The 14,434-nt window shown below is 71.0% G+C and carries 15 protein-coding genes; 9 read left to right on the forward strand and 6 right to left on the reverse strand.

The genetic code is table 11. The features are described from left to right. Nucleotide 1: 1 nt before the first annotated feature. From biuH to AMK25_RS32515, 4 genes are all read right to left on the reverse strand, one after another. A complete protein-coding gene (biuH, locus tag AMK25_RS29715; RefSeq protein ID WP_073831676.1) occupies nucleotides 2–691 on the reverse strand; it encodes a biuret amidohydrolase in 690 nt (229 codons plus the stop codon). A gap of 39 nt (nucleotides 692–730) precedes the next feature. After that, complete coding sequence (gene atzF, locus AMK25_RS29720) at nucleotides 731–2,521, reverse strand: allophanate hydrolase (RefSeq protein WP_073831677.1); 1,791 nt, start codon at nucleotides 2,519–2,521, stop codon at nucleotides 731–733. A 104-nt stretch (nucleotides 2,522–2,625) separates the two neighbouring features. Next, complete coding sequence (locus tag AMK25_RS29725) at nucleotides 2,626–3,291, reverse strand: GntR family transcriptional regulator (RefSeq protein ID WP_073831678.1); 666 nt, start codon at nucleotides 3,289–3,291, stop codon at nucleotides 2,626–2,628. 481 nt (nucleotides 3,292–3,772) lie between these two features. Continuing rightward, on the reverse strand, nucleotides 3,773–3,919 hold the full coding sequence (locus AMK25_RS32515) for a hypothetical protein (RefSeq protein ID WP_192900242.1): 147 nt from the start codon (nucleotides 3,917–3,919) through the stop codon (nucleotides 3,773–3,775). A gap of 131 nt (nucleotides 3,920–4,050) precedes the next feature. Here AMK25_RS32515 and AMK25_RS29730 point away from each other — a divergent pair, with 131 nt between their 5' ends. Continuing rightward, a complete protein-coding gene (locus AMK25_RS29730; RefSeq protein ID WP_073831679.1) occupies nucleotides 4,051–4,518 on the forward strand; it encodes a L,D-transpeptidase family protein in 468 nt (155 codons plus the stop codon). A gap of 61 nt (nucleotides 4,519–4,579) precedes the next feature. Here AMK25_RS29730 and AMK25_RS29735 read toward each other — a convergent pair whose 3' ends face one another. Both AMK25_RS29735 and AMK25_RS29740 read right to left on the reverse strand, forming a co-directional pair. Beyond that, the gene (locus tag AMK25_RS29735) at nucleotides 4,580–5,074 is read right to left on the reverse strand and encodes a hypothetical protein (protein ID WP_206744917.1); all 495 of its coding nucleotides are present in this window, start codon (nucleotides 5,072–5,074) and stop codon (nucleotides 4,580–4,582) included. Nucleotides 5,075–5,240: 166 nt separating this feature from the next. Then, a complete protein-coding gene (locus AMK25_RS29740; protein WP_227457566.1) occupies nucleotides 5,241–6,005 on the reverse strand; it encodes a FadR/GntR family transcriptional regulator in 765 nt (254 codons plus the stop codon). 172 nt (nucleotides 6,006–6,177) lie between these two features. Between AMK25_RS29740 and AMK25_RS29745 the strand changes: the two genes are divergently transcribed. From AMK25_RS29745 to AMK25_RS29780, 8 genes are all read left to right on the forward strand, one after another. Further along, the gene (locus AMK25_RS29745; protein ID WP_198937713.1) at nucleotides 6,178–7,428 is read left to right on the forward strand and encodes an ABC transporter substrate-binding protein; all 1,251 of its coding nucleotides are present in this window, start codon (nucleotides 6,178–6,180) and stop codon (nucleotides 7,426–7,428) included. 77 nt (nucleotides 7,429–7,505) lie between these two features. Next, a complete protein-coding gene (locus AMK25_RS29750; protein WP_073831681.1) occupies nucleotides 7,506–8,453 on the forward strand; it encodes a carbohydrate ABC transporter permease in 948 nt (315 codons plus the stop codon). Next, the gene (locus AMK25_RS29755; RefSeq protein WP_073831682.1) at nucleotides 8,450–9,265 is read left to right on the forward strand and encodes a carbohydrate ABC transporter permease; all 816 of its coding nucleotides are present in this window, start codon (nucleotides 8,450–8,452) and stop codon (nucleotides 9,263–9,265) included. Before AMK25_RS29750 ends, AMK25_RS29755 begins: the two co-directional genes overlap by 4 nt. Nucleotides 9,266–9,272: 7 nt before the next feature. Next, entirely contained in the window at nucleotides 9,273–10,421 is a 1,149-nt protein-coding gene (gene dgoD / locus AMK25_RS29760) for a galactonate dehydratase (protein WP_073831683.1), read from the forward strand. Between the two features lie 5 nt (nucleotides 10,422–10,426). After that, nucleotides 10,427–11,050, forward strand: coding sequence for a bifunctional 4-hydroxy-2-oxoglutarate aldolase/2-dehydro-3-deoxy-phosphogluconate aldolase (locus tag AMK25_RS29765; protein ID WP_241826555.1), 624 nt, complete (start codon nucleotides 10,427–10,429; stop codon nucleotides 11,048–11,050). An 88-nt stretch (nucleotides 11,051–11,138) separates the two neighbouring features. Then, nucleotides 11,139–12,092, forward strand: a complete 954-nt coding sequence (locus AMK25_RS29770) for a sugar kinase (protein ID WP_073831685.1) — start codon at nucleotides 11,139–11,141, stop codon at nucleotides 12,090–12,092. Nucleotides 12,093–12,117: 25 nt separating this feature from the next. Next, nucleotides 12,118–13,347, forward strand: a complete 1,230-nt coding sequence (manD, locus tag AMK25_RS29775) for a D-mannonate dehydratase ManD (RefSeq protein WP_073831686.1) — start codon at nucleotides 12,118–12,120, stop codon at nucleotides 13,345–13,347. Next, nucleotides 13,337–13,930 (forward strand): gluconokinase, encoded by a 594-nt coding sequence (locus tag AMK25_RS29780; protein ID WP_073831687.1) that lies wholly within the window; start codon nucleotides 13,337–13,339, stop codon nucleotides 13,928–13,930. Before manD ends, AMK25_RS29780 begins: the two co-directional genes overlap by 11 nt. Nucleotides 13,931–14,434: the final 504 nt, after the last annotated feature.

Raw genomic sequence — 14,434 nt, forward strand, 5'->3', positions numbered from 1 at the left:
CTCACTTGGCCGTGGCGGCGATGACGTCGTCGGATGTGGTGACGCAGCCGAAGACGCCGCCCTGCATGGTGACCATGTGCAGTGCCGCGTCGTGGTTGGCCTTGTCGGTGGCGCCGGTGCAGTCGGCGAGGATGAGGCACTCGTACCCCCGGTCGTTCGCCTCGCGCATGGTGGTGTGTACGCAGACGTCGGTGGTGATACCGGTGAGGATCAGGTGGGTGATGCCCCGGGTCCGGAGGACCAGGTCGAGGTTCGTGGCGTAGAAGGCGCCCTTGCCCGGCTTGTCGACGACCACCTCGCCGGGCAGTGGGGCGACCTCGGGCACGATCTCCCAGCCCGGCTCGCCCCTGACCAGGATCCGACCGGCCGGACCGGCCGAGCCGATCTCGGCGCCGATACGCGCCGAGCGCCACCGCTTGTTCGCCGGGAGGTCGGACAGCTCCGGCTCGTGCCCCTCCCTGGTGTGTACGACGAGCATGCCGAGCGCGCGGGCGTGCTCCAGCAGGCGGACGGTGGCCGGCAGACCGGCCCGGGTGAGCCCGATGTCGTAACCCATCGCGTCGACGTAGCCGCCCGGTCCGCAGAAGTCGGTCTGCCAGTCGATGCAGAGCAGTGCGGTATGCGCGGTGTCCGCCACGCCGTCGTACGGCCACGGATAGGGGTTGGCCGGGACCGGCCCGATGCTGCCCATTCTCTCGCCTCCTGTCGTGATCGCGGTTGTCTGTCCGCCCTATTGCCGGACGGGCGCGCCCCGGTACGCCCGCCATCCGCCGGCGGCGCTGATGTCCTCGGCCGGCGGGCCGGCCGCGTATGCCTCACAGAGGAAGCCGAGCACGTCCCGCCCGTCGTGCAGCCGGACCCAACCGAGCGAGAGCGGAGCCGGCACCCCGGCCAGCAGCCCACCGACCGCGTGCGCGGGCAGTCGCCACAGTTCGACCTCGATGGAATGGCCGGCGGGCCCGTCCGGCGCTACCCGCACCAGACCGGGCAGCCCTTCGCCGTCCGGGGTGTCCATCCGGAACAGCCGGTAGAGCGGGGCGGTGCGGGCGGCGCCGACGAGGAACGCCCCGCGCCCGACCAGCTCGGCGTTACGCGACTCGCCCGTCAGGTGCCGGCCGACGACAGCCACCAGCAGCTCGGCCGCTGCTGGGACGACCTCGACCGCTGCGCCGGGCGCCTCGCCCTCGGTGAGGGTGGCGGCCAGGCGGGCCAGTGTGGTGTCGGTGAACGCCGGGCCGACCAAGGTCAGGCTCGCCGGTCGCCCGGCGCTGGTGAAGCCGTTGGGCACTGTCACTGCGGCCAGGTCGAGCAGGTTCGCGAACTGGGTGTAGCGGCCCAGCATGGCGTTACGCCCGATCGGGTCCTCGGCGATCTCGTCGAGCGTGAACGTGGTGCCGACGGTGGGCACCACCAGCACGTCGATGTCCTGCCAGAGTTGGCCAACCTGCGCGCGCAGCTCACGCAGGCGGTGCTGGCCCCGGAAGGCGTCGACCGCGTCGTGGCGCCGCCCGGTCTCCAGCACGGCCCGGGTGACCGGGTGCACGGAATCCGGATGCGATCGCAGGAAGTCGTCCAGGGCGACGAGTCGCTCGGCCACCCAGGGCCCGCGGTAGAGCAGGTCGCCCGCGTCGAAGAAGGCGCCGAGCGGCACCGACCGGGTCGACCCGACGAAGGTCCGCAATCGTTGCACCCCCGCAGCGAACCGGGCCTCCTGCCCGGTGTCGCCGAAGAACTCCAGGTCTGCTGAGTCGGGCACCCCGAGGCGTAGCGTTCCCGGCATGCGGGCAGCCACCTGCTCCGTCGGCAGCGGACGCCCCCAGGGGTCTGCCGTGGTGACCGCACGGGCCGCGTGCAGCACCTCGACGGCGCCGGCGACGTCGGCGGCGAAGACCGACACGCAGTCCAGCGAGCGGCAGGCCGGGACCACGCCGGCGGTGCTGAGCAGTCCCCGGGTGGGCTTGAGGCCGACGATCCCGTTGAGCGCCGCAGGCACCCGACCGGAGCCGGCGGTGTCCGTACCCAGAGCGAAGCTGACCTGGCCCGACGCCACCGCCACCGCGGAGCCCGAGCTGGAACCCCCGGAGATCAGGCCGCCGCCGAAGACGCTCTGGCAACTGCCGTACGGCGAGCGTGCCCCGGTCAGGCCGGTGGCGAACTGGTCGAGATTCGTCTTGCCGACGAGCAGCGCGCCGGCGTCGAGCAGCCGGCGCACCACCGGAGCGTCCTGGGCCGCCAGGTACCCGAAGTCGGGGCAGCCCGCAGTGGTGACCATGCCGGCCACGTCGATGTTGTCCTTGACCGCGAAGGGGATGCCGTACAGCGGCAGTGCAGGGTCACCGTGACGGCTCAGCGACCGGGCGCGCTCGAGCAGCCGGTCGGCCGGGACCGTGCTGATCCAGACCGGCTCCCTGTCGCGCCCCGCGAGCCCGTCCAGAACGCGTTCGGCAAGGTCCGCCGGGGTCAGGCTGCCATCGCGGTACGCCGACCGGAGGTCGGAAATCGATCCCACTGGATCTGGCATACAGTCGATTGTCGACTGTCCCGTTACGGCAAACCGCGCGCTACGTAACGACGATATGACGGCGCATGGCGCGAGCCGTCCGGCCGACGTTGGTGCTCCACACCTCAGCCGAGGTACGAGCGGGCTCCGTGCCCGGTGAGCACCGAGAGCACCTCCTCCGGGTCTCCCCCGACGACAGCCTCGTACAGCCGCTCGTGCCGGTGAACCCCGTCCAGCGGCTGCGCCATCTCCGCCTCGCGGCGCAGGTTGACTGCCATGTAGAGCTGCAACTTCACCAGGATCGAACCGTACACGGCGGAAAGTTGCCGGTTGCCGGCGAGCGCCACCAGCTCGACGTGGAACTGCCGGTGCGACTCGGCGACCGCCAACCGGTTGCCGGTCCGGGTCGCCTCCCTCATCCGATCCAGCGTCGCCCGCAAAGCGGCGAGATCGCCCTCCCGGCCGACGGGGATCCCCGCCGGCACCGAGAAACGCTCCAGCACGTCACGCAGCTCGTACAGCTCCCGCACGTCGCGGTCCGACAATGTGGCTACCCGCACCCCACGCCGGGGCACGTGCTCGACCAGACCCTGCTGGGCGAGCAGTCGCAGCGCCTCCCGCAACGGCGCCCGGCTGATCCCCAGCCGGCGGGTCAGCTGCTCCTCCACCAGGCGTTCACCCGGGTTGCTCTTGCCGCTGAGGATCTCGCGGGTCAGCCGGGAGACGGCGAGATCCACCAGACTGACGCTCTCCAGCTCACCATCCACCGTCGATGCGACCCCGTCGTTCACTCCGATGAGTCTGCCACCTGCTCCCCGGAGGCCACCCGTCGGCGGCGGTCTGCCAGACATCGGCGGACTCTCAGGGCGAGAGGCATTGACATCGTCCCCGACAAGCGTGCGCACGTCATCCCCGACATCACCGCCCTCTGGTCGAGCGACTAGAAGACCACCGTGCGCCAGTTCTTCGACCGGCTGGACCAGACGGCCGACGAGAATCTGTCGGGCGCTAGCGGCCATCGGTCGCACCGCTGCTCGGCGCTACTCAGCCGGCGGCGTATCACACCCACCTGGGCATGGCTGGCGCGACCGGCGGCGGGTCGGACGACGAGGACCGCCGGCGGCTGCGGAGCCTGCTGGAGTCGTTGGCCGCCCACCCCGTTCGTCGGTCGCCGCCACGGCCCCGGCGCGGCCACCCGTCCGTGCCGAGGTTGCTCCCCGGGCGCGCCACCAGGCGTCAAGGGCCACCGATGACTCATCACTCACTCATCGCCTAACCGGTGATCACCGGCCAGGCGTAGGCCAGCAGGGCGCACGCCGCTCCGAGCAGGGCGAGCGAGACGCCCCGGGTACGGAAGGGCAACGCGGCGAGCGCGAGCAGGATGACCGCGACAAGGTAGAGAAACGCTTGTACCGACATGGTTGTCTCCTCAGGGTCTGCTGGCGGGCGGTGCACCTCTACCCCTGCCGGTCCGGCCACGAAACCGGGCGACCGGCGAACGGTCGGTCCGCGCGGGACATCGGAACGCGCCGGGTGGGAGGATCTGCCGCATGCGACGCAGATCCCTGATCGTCGGGGCGGCAGCCGGCATCGCCGCGAACCCGGGCGTGAGATATCCGTACCACCAGGTCGTCACCGACGACTGGTGGGACGAGAACCCGAAATCGTCCGCCTACAACACGTTCCGGCACACGGCCATCAGCCCCGGCGGTTACAGCGAGGCGCTGTGGAAGGAGAAGCCGGCCTACACGCACTTCGCGGTGGTCACCTACAACATGGCGCCGAACGTGCCGAAGCCGGTGCCGAACGCAGGCAGCGGGATTTTCCTGCACGAGTTCAGCAGGACGCCCTCCGGCCCGACCGCCGGCTGCGTAAGCCTGTCGCACGCCGACCTGGTCGGCGTACTCCCGTGGCTCGACCCGGCGGCAGCCGCGCATCGTGATGTGCCCGCTGAACAGCATCGGTCGCTACTGACCGGTCCGACCGGACACGTGCCACGGCCGGTCGATGGAGCGTGACACCCCATCATGCCCCGTCGGTTGATCTTGACGTCAGGGCGGGGCCGGGCTCGGTGCGCGGTCAGCCGTAGCCGGCGTCGGCCAGTTCGGCCAGCCGGCGGTCGGCCTCGTCCTGGATGCGATCCTTGTCCGCCACGATGACCGTTCCCGGGTCGGCGTCGGGCAGCTCGTCCTCCAGCCGCCGGATCGGCCGGTACGACCAGCCGACGGCGGCCAGCAGCAGGCTGCACAGGCCGGCGGCCACCGCAGTGAGCGCGATGCCCCGTCCAGGGCCTTGGCCGACCAGGACGGCTGCCAGGTCGGCGACCGGCCCGGTGCCGGAGACCAGAGGGGTGAAGACCTGCTCGGCCAGCGGTGCGGCGGTGAGGAAGCCGACCGGGACCATCAGCCACGTGAGCATCAGGTTGGTGGCGAGCACCCGCCCCTGCAGCTCCAGCCCGACCTTGGCCTGCACCAGCGCCAGCAGGTGGGTGTTGACCAGCGCCGACGTCAGACCGAGACCGAACAGGCCGATGGCCGGGAAGACCGGGTTCGGCCGCAGCCCCGCCACGATCATCGCCACGCCCAGGGACGACCAGGAATGCGTTCGCCCCGAATACAATGCGCGGCCGTCTATTGACGGCGGACCCGTTCCACGCCGTTACCCCGGGGCAGGACGCCGCTGACGCCCCGCCACCGCACGTCCGCGCTCCACCAGGCCAGCGGGGTGGGCGAGCGACGGATCAGATCAATCGCACGGGCTCGGCGGTCTGCTCCCAGAGGGAGCGCATCTCCTCGAACGCCTGCTCCATGAGCTGCACCATCGCCAGCCGGGCGCGCTCACCCTCGTGCCGCTGGATCGCCTGGGCCACCTCGGCGTGCAGGCGCAGCGCCTCCTCGTGCGGATGGTGCGGCATGAGGTGGTGCTTGTGCCGGCCGGTCAGCACCTCGGCGACCAGGTCCTGCAGCCGGACGAACATCTCGTTGCCGGAGGCGAGCAGCACCCGGCGGTGGAACTCGATGTCCAGGCGCAGGAAGCGCTCCTCGTCGCCGGCCTTGCCGGCGGCCCACATCTTCGCCGCCAGGCCGACGAGGTCGCTGGCCTCGTCGTGACCGGCCCGGTCGGCGGCCAGCAGGGCGGCGTGCGGCTCGATGGCGGTGCGCAGCTCGGTGATGGAGCGCAGCTGGGCGAGCCGGCTGGCCGAGGCCAGCCGCCACCGGATCACCTGCGGATCGAAGACGTTCCAGTCGTGCGCGGGCCGGATCGTCACCCCGACCCGTCGGCGAGTCTCGATGAACCCGATCGACGCCAGGACACGCAGCACCTCGCGCACCACCGAGCGGGAGACCTCGTACCGGTCGACCAGGTCGTCGATGTTGAGGACCGCCCCGGGGGCGAACTCTCCGCCGCAGATGGCGGTGCCGAGGTGCTCGAGGACGCGGGCGTGCAGCCCGACCTCGGGCGGAGCGGGCTGGGTGCCGACGCCCCCGGAGGAGTGCGATTCCACGCTAAGGATCATATCAGTTCGGTCAACCCCTTGAATAAATCAGCTTTTTCGACCTAGCATCCCGTGGTTAAGCGGACGTTACAGCGTTGTGGCGCTCTTCCCCCGGGGCGGCGACCACGAGAAATGGAGAGATGACGTGCAACGTCGATCGATAATCGGTACGTCTCTGGCCGTGGTGGTCGCCATGGGCCTGGCCGCGTGCGGCGGTGGAGAGGACAGCGGCGGGTCGAAGACCGTGCGCGTGACGCTGGTGAACCACGTCTGGACGGAGAACGTCAAGAAGGCGCTGCCGGAGTTCGAGAAGCAGACGGGCCTGAAGGTCGAGGTCACCCAGCTCGGTGAGGACCAGCTGTCCGACCAGTACAACGTCAAGCTGAACGCGGGATCCAGCGACCTCGACGTGATGATGTACCGGCCCCTGCAGGAGGGCAAGCAGTTCGGCAAGAACAAGTACCTGGCCGACCTGACCGAGCGGTCCAAGTCGGACAGCGCCTTCGATTTCAGCGACTTCCAGGCCGCCCCGGTGCAGGCCACCACGTACGACGACAAGGTGGTCGGCGTGCCGATCATCACCGAGTCGGAGGTGCTGTACTACCGCAAGGACCTGCTGAAGAAGTCCGGCTTCGACGCCCCGCCGAAGAGCCTGGACGAGCTCAAGGCGCAGGCCGCGAAGGTCGAGGCCGACAACCCGGGCGTCGCGGGCTTCGTCTCCCGCACCGGCAAGGCCGCCGCCGTCACCCAGTTCTCCAGCTTCCTGTTCAGCTTCGGCGGTGACTTCGTCGACGCCAACGGCAAGGCCGCGGTCAACACCGAACAGGCCAAGCAGGCGTACGCCTACTACGGCGGGCTGCTGCGCGAGCACGGCCCGAACAACGTCAGCACCGACATGAGCTGGTCCGAGGCCATGGCGATCTTCACCCAGGGCAAGGCGGCCTTCTACACCGAGGCCAACTCGCTCTACAAGAACGCCACCGACCCGGCCAAGTCGAAGGTCTCCGACACCGTCGGCTTCGCGCCCTTCCCGGCCGGCCCGGCCGGCTCGAAGCCCTACAACATCCCGTCCTGGGCGCTGGGCATCAACGACCAGTCGAAGAACAAGGACAACGCCTGGAAGTTCATCCAGTGGGCGGCCGGCAAGGAGCAGTCGCTGGCGCAGCAGGAGGCCGGTGTCCCCGGCGCACGCGCCTCGGTCTGGGCCAACCCGCAGGCGATCGCCACCTACCCGAAGGACCTCGCCGAGGCCACCACGGCCAGCACCGCCAACGGCGTCGGTCACGACCGCCCGCTGGTCGTGAAGGTCGCCCAGGCGCGCGAGATCGTCGGCCAGCCGATCGTCGACGCGATCACCGGCAAGGACCCGGCCGCCTCGGCGGACGCGGCGAACGAGGCGTTCCAGAAGTTCCTCGACGACGAGGCGAAGTAACCCGACCGCGGGACGGCGGGGCCGACCGGCCCCGCCGTCCCCGCACCGGGTCCCGGCCCTGACCACTCGGAGACCTCATGTCAGCCGTCACCACACCAGTCACCAGACCGTCGCAGGCCGGCCCGGCCCCGGCGGAGTCGGGCTGGTCGCGCTGGGCCAACGCGCACCGCAAATGGCTCTTCGCGGCCCCCGCCATGGCGTTCGTCGCCGTGCTGATCATCTTTCCGGTGGCGTGGACCGGATACCTCAGCCTCACCGACGCCGAGGGTTCGGTCCGCGCCGAGAGCGAGTTCATCGGGTTCCAGAACTACCTCGACGTGCTCGCCGACACCGACCGGTTCTGGCCGGCGGTGTGGCGAACCGTCCTGTTCACCGGCGTCGTGCTCGCCGTCGAGGTGGCGCTCGGCATGGCGATCGCCCTGCTGCTGTGGCGGCCGTTCCGCGGTGAGCGCTGGGTCCGGGTCGCCATCCTGCTTCCACTGGTCGCCACCCCGGTGGCGGTCGGCATGATGTGGCGGCTGATCTTCGACCCCACCATCGGCATGGCCAACCAGGTGCTCAGCTGGGTCGGGATCGGTCCGCAGCCCTGGCTGTCCGGCCAGAACAGCGCCCTGCCGACGACGATGTTCATCGACATCTGGCAGTGGACCCCGATGGTCGTGCTGATCCTGCTCGCCGGCCTCACGTCGCTGTCGGACGAGCCGCAGGAGGCCGCCCTCATCGACGGCGCCAGCACCTGGCAGCGGTTCCGGCACGTCACGCTGCCGCTGCTGATGCCCACGGTGATCGTCGCGATCCTGCTGCGCGGCATCGATGCGCTGAAGACCTTCGACATCCTCTACGCCACGAAGGGTCGCGGCGGAGGGTCGTTCCACGAGGTCGAGACGCTCAACGTCTACGCGTACGGGCTGAGCTTCGACTACAACGACTACGGGGTCTCATCGACGGTCCTGATCATCTTCTTCCTGATCATCATCGGGGTGATGTGGGCCCTGACCTACCGCAAGAAGGGGCTGGACCGATGAAGCCGGGCAAGCCGTTCAAGGTCTTCCGGGCGGTGGCCCTGGCCGTCGTGGTGCTGGCGCTGATCGCGCCGCTGCTGTGGATGATCGCCGCGTCGTTCAAGACCAACGTCGACATCTACGACACCGGCAAGGCCTTCGTCTTCTCGCCCACCATGGACAACTACGGCAACGTGCTCCAGCAGGCCAACTACGTCCAGTTCATCGGCAACAGCCTGTGGGTGGCGTTCGCCGCCACGCTCTTCTCGCTCATCCTCGGGGTACCGGCCGCCTACTCGATGAGCCGGTTCAGCATGAAGAAGTCAGCGCTCGTGGTGCTCATGGCCCGGATCATCCCGGGCGTGTCGCTCCTGGTGCCCTGGTACTACGTCTTCTCGAACCTGCAGATGGTCGGCGGGTACACCGTGCTGATCCTCAGCCACATGTTCGTGTCGCTGCCGTTGATCGTCTACATCATGATGGGCTTCTTCGACAGCCTGCCGGAGGACCTGGAAGAGGCGGCGCTGGTCGACGGGCTGACCCACATCGGCGCGTTCCGGCGGATCACCCTGCCGCTGTCCGTGCCCGGCGTGGCGACCGCCGGCATCCTGTCCTTCATCTTCTCCTGGAACAACTTCATGTTCGCCCTGGTGCTCTCCGGCGCGGACACGAAGACCCTGCCCGTGGCGATCTTCGACTTCGTCGGCTACGCCAGCATCGACTGGGGCGGCCTGATGGCCGCGGCCACCGTGGTCACTCTGCCGATCATGGTGATCGCCCTGTTCGTGCAGAAGTACATCGTCTCCGGGCTCACCGCCGGCGCCACGAAGGGCTGAGGACGCCATGACAACGATCGCACGGGTGGAGACGTTCCTCGTCGCGCCACGGTGGCTGTTCGTCCGGGTCGAGACCGTCGACGGGATCGTCGGCTGGGGCGAGGCGACCTGCGAGGGCCGCTCCGAGACCGTCCGCACCGCCGTCGAGCAGCTCAGCGAGCTGCTGGTCGGCCGGGACGCGCTGCGGATCGAGGACCACTGGCAGGTGCTGACGAAGGCCTCGTTCTACCGGGGCGGGCCGATCCTGGCCAGCGCCGTCGCCGGGCTCGACCAGGCACTGTGGGACATCGCCGGCAAGCACTTCGGCGCCCCGGTGCACCAGCTGCTCGGCGGCCCGGTCCGCGACCGGATCCGGGTCTACGGCTGGGTCGGCGGCGACGAGCCCGCCGAGGTACGCGACCAGATCAGCGCCGCCGTCGAGACGGGGTTGACCGCCGTGAAGATGAACGCGTCCGGGCGGATGAGCCCGGTCGCCTCGGTCGCCGAGCTCGACGGTGTGGTCCAGCGGGTGGCCGCCGCCCGGGAGGTGCTCGGCGACGAGCGGGACGTCGCCGTCGACTTCCACGGCCGGTTCAGCCTGGCCACCGCCCGGCGGGTCGCCCCGCTACTCGAGCCGTACCGGCCGTTCTTCCTGGAGGAGCCGGTGGTGCCGGAGAACTCGCACCTGATCGGCGAGTTCGTACGCGCCACGACCACTCCGGTGTCCACCGGGGAACGGCTCTACAACCGGCAGGAGTTCCTGCCGGTGCTGCAGGCCGGCATCGCTGTCGCCCAGCCGGACCTGTCGCACGCCGGCGGCATCACCGAGGTCCGCAAGATCGCCGCGCTGGCCGAGGTGTACGACGTCCAACTCGCCCCGCACTGCCCGCTCGGCCCGATCGCCCTGGCGTCCTGCCTGCAGGTCGGCTTCGCCACGCCCAACTACCTGATCCAGGAACAGAGCATCGGCATCCACTACAACCTCGGCGCCGAGGTGCTCGACTACTGCCTCGACAAGACCCCGCTGACCTTCGTCGACGGGTACGTCGAGCGGCTCACCGCGCCGGGTCTAGGCATCGAGATCGACGAACAGGCGGTGCGGGCGGCGGACAAGCGCGGCCACTCCTGGCGCAGCCCCACCTGGCGGCACGCCGACGGCTCCTACGCGGAATGGTGAACAACATGACTGTCAATCTCGTCGCCGAACTCGCCGCCGCCCGGATTCTCGCGGTCATCCGGGGGACCGACACCGCGGGCGCGATCGCCGCCGGCACCGCCCTGCTGGCGGAGGGCGTACGAGTCGTGGAGGTGGCCCTGACCACGCCGGACGCGGCGCGAGCCGTCGAGGCGCTGCGCGCGGTCGCGCCGGCCGGCTCCCTGGTCGGCGCCGGGACGGTGCTCACCGCCGCGGACGTCGCCGAGGTGGCGGCGGCCGGCGCGCAGTTCGTGGTGACGCCCGCGGTGGTCGAGTCGATCGCCGAGGCGGCGCGGCTCGGCCTGCCCGTCGCCGCCGGGGCGTTCACCCCGACCGAGGCGTACACGGCGATGCGGCTGGGCGCGTCGGCGATCAAGCTGTTCCCGGCGTCGGTGGGTGGCCCCGCGTACCTGAAGGCGGTGCGCGACCCGTTCCCGGACATCCCCTTCGTGGCGGTCGGCGGCGTCGGCCTGGCCGACCTGCCCGGCTACTTCGCCGCCGGCGCGATCGCGGTCGGCGTCGGCGGCCCGCTGGTCGGTGACGCCGCCTCCGGCGGCGACCTCGACGCCCTGCGCCAGCGCGCCCGCGCCTACCTCGCCGCCGTCGCATGAGCACCGCCGGCCTTCCCGTCGCCCACCCGCGCGACACCCGCCCGTCCGCCGCGCACCCGCGCGCCGGCGGCTACCCGGGCACCGCGTCATGACCGCCGTCGACCTGCTCACCTTCGGCGAGGCCCTGGTGTCGCTGCGCACGGCCGCGCCCATCATCACCGGCGGCGCGCTCACCCCGCACCTGGCCGGGGCGGAGGCCAACGTGGCCGTCGGGGTGGCGCGGCTCGGCCACCGCGCGGCCTTCGCCGGCCGGGTCAGCGCCGACGAACTCGGCGAGTTCCTGCTCCGGCAGCTACGCGCCGAGGGGGTACGCCTCGAACACGTGGTCCGCGACCCGGACCGCCCGGCCGGGCTGATGTTCCTGGAACGGCGGACCGCCGACCTGACCCGGGTGACCTACCAGCGGGCCGGCTCGGCCGGCTCGGCGGTGTCCGTCGAGGACCTGCGGCCCGCCCTGACCGCCGGTGCCCGGGTGCTGCACCTGACCGGGATCACCGCGGCGCTGTCCGACGGCGCCCGGGAGGCCACCCGGTGGGCGGCCGAGACCGCCGCCCGGGCCGGGACGCTGGTCTGCCTCGACGTCAACCACCGGACGAAACTGTGGAGCCGGGACGCGGCGCGGGCCGCGCTCGCTGACATCGTCGGCCACGCCTCGGTCGTGGTCGCCTCCGCCGACGAGCTGGACCTGGTCGGCACGGTGGGCGCGGACGAGCCGACCGTGGTCGCCGAGCTGCTGGACCGGGGCGTGTCGACGGTGCTGGTGAAGCTCGGCGGCGACGGCGCCCGCGCGTACACCCGGGAGGGCGTGCGGCACGCGGCGGCGGTGCCCGTGACGGCGGTGGACACCGTCGGCGCGGGGGACGCCTTCACCGCCGGCTACCTCTCCGGCCACCTCGACGGTCTCGACCTGGCCGGGCGGCTGCGCCGCGCGGTCACCCTGGGCGCCTTCGCCGTCGGCGGCAACGGCGACTGGGAGACCCTGCCACGCCGCGACGAACTGTCCCTCCTGAACGACGTGCAGCCCGGCAGCACGCTGCGCTGACATCACCCCTGAGAAAGGCATCGGCATGAAGATCGTCGCCGCGGACGTCATCGTCTCCAGCCCTGACCGGAACTTCGTCACCCTCAAGATCACAACTGACGAGGGGCTCACCGGACTGGGCGACGGCACCCTCAACGGACGCGAGCTGGCCGTCGCGTCGTACCTGGCCGACCACGTCGTCCCGCTGCTGATCGGGCGCGACCCGCATCAGATCGAGGACACCTGGCAGTTCCTCTACCGCTCGGCGTACTGGCGGCGGGGGCCGGTCACCATGGCCGCCATCGCGGCCGTGGACGTCGCTCTCTGGGACATCAAGGCCAAGGCCGCCGGGATGCCGCTCTACCAGCTCCTGGGCGGCGCCTCCCGGACCGGGATCCTGGCCTACGGGCACGCCTCCGGGCGGGACCTGCCCGAGCTGTTCGACTCCATCCGCCGCCACCTGGAGCAGGGCTTCCGCGCCATCCGGGTGCAGACCTCGGTGCCCGGCATCAACGCCGTCTACGGCGTGGCCGCCCAGCCCAGCGCCGACGGCAAGCGCTACGACTACGAGCCGGCCCAGCGCACGCCGCTGCCCGCCGAGGAGGACTGGGACACCCGCTCGTACCTGCGGCACCTGCCGGGTGTCTTCGAGGCCGTTCGCAACGAGTTCGGCCCCGAGCTGCCCCTGCTGCACGACGGGCACCACCGGATGACCCCCATCCAGGCCGCCAAGCTGGGCAAGGCGCTCGAGCCGTACGACCTGTTCTGGCTGGAGGACTGCACCCCGGCGGAGAACCAGGAGGCGCTGCGGCTGGTCCGGCAGCACACCACCACCCCGTTGGCCATCGGCGAAGTCTTCAACACCGTCTGGGACTACCAGACGCTGATCCGCGAACAGCTCATCGACTACGTGCGCTCCGCCGTCACGCACACCGGCGGCATCACCGCCATGCGGAAGCTGCTCGACTACGCCGCCCAGTACCAGATCAAGTCCGGCATCCACGGGCCGACCGACATCTCCCCGGTCGGCATGGCCGCCGCGCTCCACCTCGACCTGGCCATCCACAACTTCGGCATCCAGGAGTACATGCGGCACGGGGCGCTCACCGACGAGGTGTTCCGGCAGTCGTTCACCTTCGCCGACGGGTACCTGCACCCGGGACAGCAGCCCGGCCTCGGCGTGGAGCTCGACGAGGAGGCCGCGGGCCGGTTCCCGTACCAGCCGGCGTACCTGCCGTTCAACCGGCTCAAAGACGGCACGGTCCATGACTGGTGACCGTCGTCCGCCCACCCGGCACGTGGTGGTGATGGGCGTGTCGGGGGCGGGCAAGACAACGGTGGCGCAGGGGATCAGCGAGTTGACCGAACTGGTCTTCGCCGAGGCGGACGAGTTCCACCCGCCGGCCAACGTGGCCCGGATGCGCGCCGGCATCCCGCTGGACGACGCGGCACGCTGGCCCTGGCTGCGCGACCTCGCGGCCTGGATGGCCGGCCGGCACGCCGAGGGCGTGTCCACGGTGCTTGCCTGCTCGGCATTGAAGCGCTCCTACCGGGACGTGCTGCGCCAGGGACCGCCCAGCGTGGAGTTCGTGCACCTGGCCGGCCCGGCCGAGCTGATCCGGGCCCGGATGACCGGGCGGGTCGGGCACTACATGCCAGCCAGTCTGCTCAACTCCCAGCGGGCCACCCTTGAGGATCTGACGCCCGACGAACCCGGGGTGGTGCTGGACGTGGCCGCGACACCGGAGGAGCTGGTCGTCGCGGCGGTCGACCGGCTCGGCCTGCCCCGACGGACATTCGTCGGCACCGGTTCACCCGGCGACGCCGACGGGAGACCGCGCGGGACGATGGCGCAGTGACCGCCAGGTCGGCAACGCGCTCGCCGCACCGCCAGGGACAGGCAGAGCCCCACCACCCCACCACCCCACCACCCCGTCGGCCACGGACCACGGCGCCACCAGATCGACCGGTACGCCGGCCTGCTCGCGAGGCCGGCACGGATGCTCAGCAGGCCGACGAACGCGACAACACCGCCGAGCAGCACCACCAGGGCGGACTCGGCCGTGACCAGCCAGACGGCCTGCTTCCGGGTCGCACCGGCCAACCGGATCAGCCGCAGGTCTGCCGTCCGGCCGGCGGCGGCCGTCAGCAACATGTTCGCCACCGCGACGGCTCCGTAGCCGGCCGAGACAACGATCAGTAGCAGCGTGAAGAGCCAGACGAGGCGATCCTCGGCGCGGCCCGCCTCGGCCGCCCACTGGGACACGTCGACGGTCCGCGCTCCGATCGGAGGGTCGATCCGGTCCTGCACGTACACCGCGGAGGTGAGCGCCAAGGGGTCGTGTGCCCGCACCACGGATCGG

The organism is Micromonospora sp. TSRI0369 (assembly GCF_001905625.1).
GTDB lineage: Bacteria > Actinomycetota > Actinomycetes > Mycobacteriales > Micromonosporaceae > Micromonospora > Micromonospora echinospora_A.

Excerpts from the sequence above, each read along its gene's own strand:
- AMK25_RS32515 (WP_192900242.1), bottom strand. The coding sequence starts at position 3,919 with ATGTCGGTACAAGCGTTTCTCTACCTTGTCGCGGTCATCCTGCTCGCG.
- AMK25_RS29735 (WP_206744917.1), bottom strand. The coding sequence starts at position 5,074 with ATGATCGTGGCGGGGCTGCGGCCGAACCCGGTCTTCCCGGCCATCGGC.
- AMK25_RS29750 (WP_073831681.1), top strand. The coding sequence starts at position 7,506 with ATGTCAGCCGTCACCACACCAGTCACCAGACCGTCGCAGGCCGGCCCG.
- manD (WP_073831686.1), top strand. The coding sequence starts at position 12,118 with ATGAAGATCGTCGCCGCGGACGTCATCGTCTCCAGCCCTGACCGGAAC.
- AMK25_RS29765 (WP_241826555.1), top strand. The coding sequence starts at position 10,427 with ATGACTGTCAATCTCGTCGCCGAACTCGCCGCCGCCCGGATTCTCGCG.
- AMK25_RS29770 (WP_073831685.1), top strand. The coding sequence starts at position 11,139 with ATGACCGCCGTCGACCTGCTCACCTTCGGCGAGGCCCTGGTGTCGCTG.
- AMK25_RS29780 (WP_073831687.1), top strand. The coding sequence starts at position 13,337 with ATGACTGGTGACCGTCGTCCGCCCACCCGGCACGTGGTGGTGATGGGC.
- atzF (WP_073831677.1), bottom strand. The coding sequence starts at position 2,521 with ATGCCAGATCCAGTGGGATCGATTTCCGACCTCCGGTCGGCGTACCGC.
- AMK25_RS29755 (WP_073831682.1), top strand. The coding sequence starts at position 8,450 with ATGAAGCCGGGCAAGCCGTTCAAGGTCTTCCGGGCGGTGGCCCTGGCC.
- biuH (WP_073831676.1), bottom strand. The coding sequence starts at position 691 with ATGGGCAGCATCGGGCCGGTCCCGGCCAACCCCTATCCGTGGCCGTAC.
- dgoD (WP_073831683.1), top strand. The coding sequence starts at position 9,273 with ATGACAACGATCGCACGGGTGGAGACGTTCCTCGTCGCGCCACGGTGG.
- AMK25_RS29730 (WP_073831679.1), top strand. The coding sequence starts at position 4,051 with ATGCGACGCAGATCCCTGATCGTCGGGGCGGCAGCCGGCATCGCCGCG.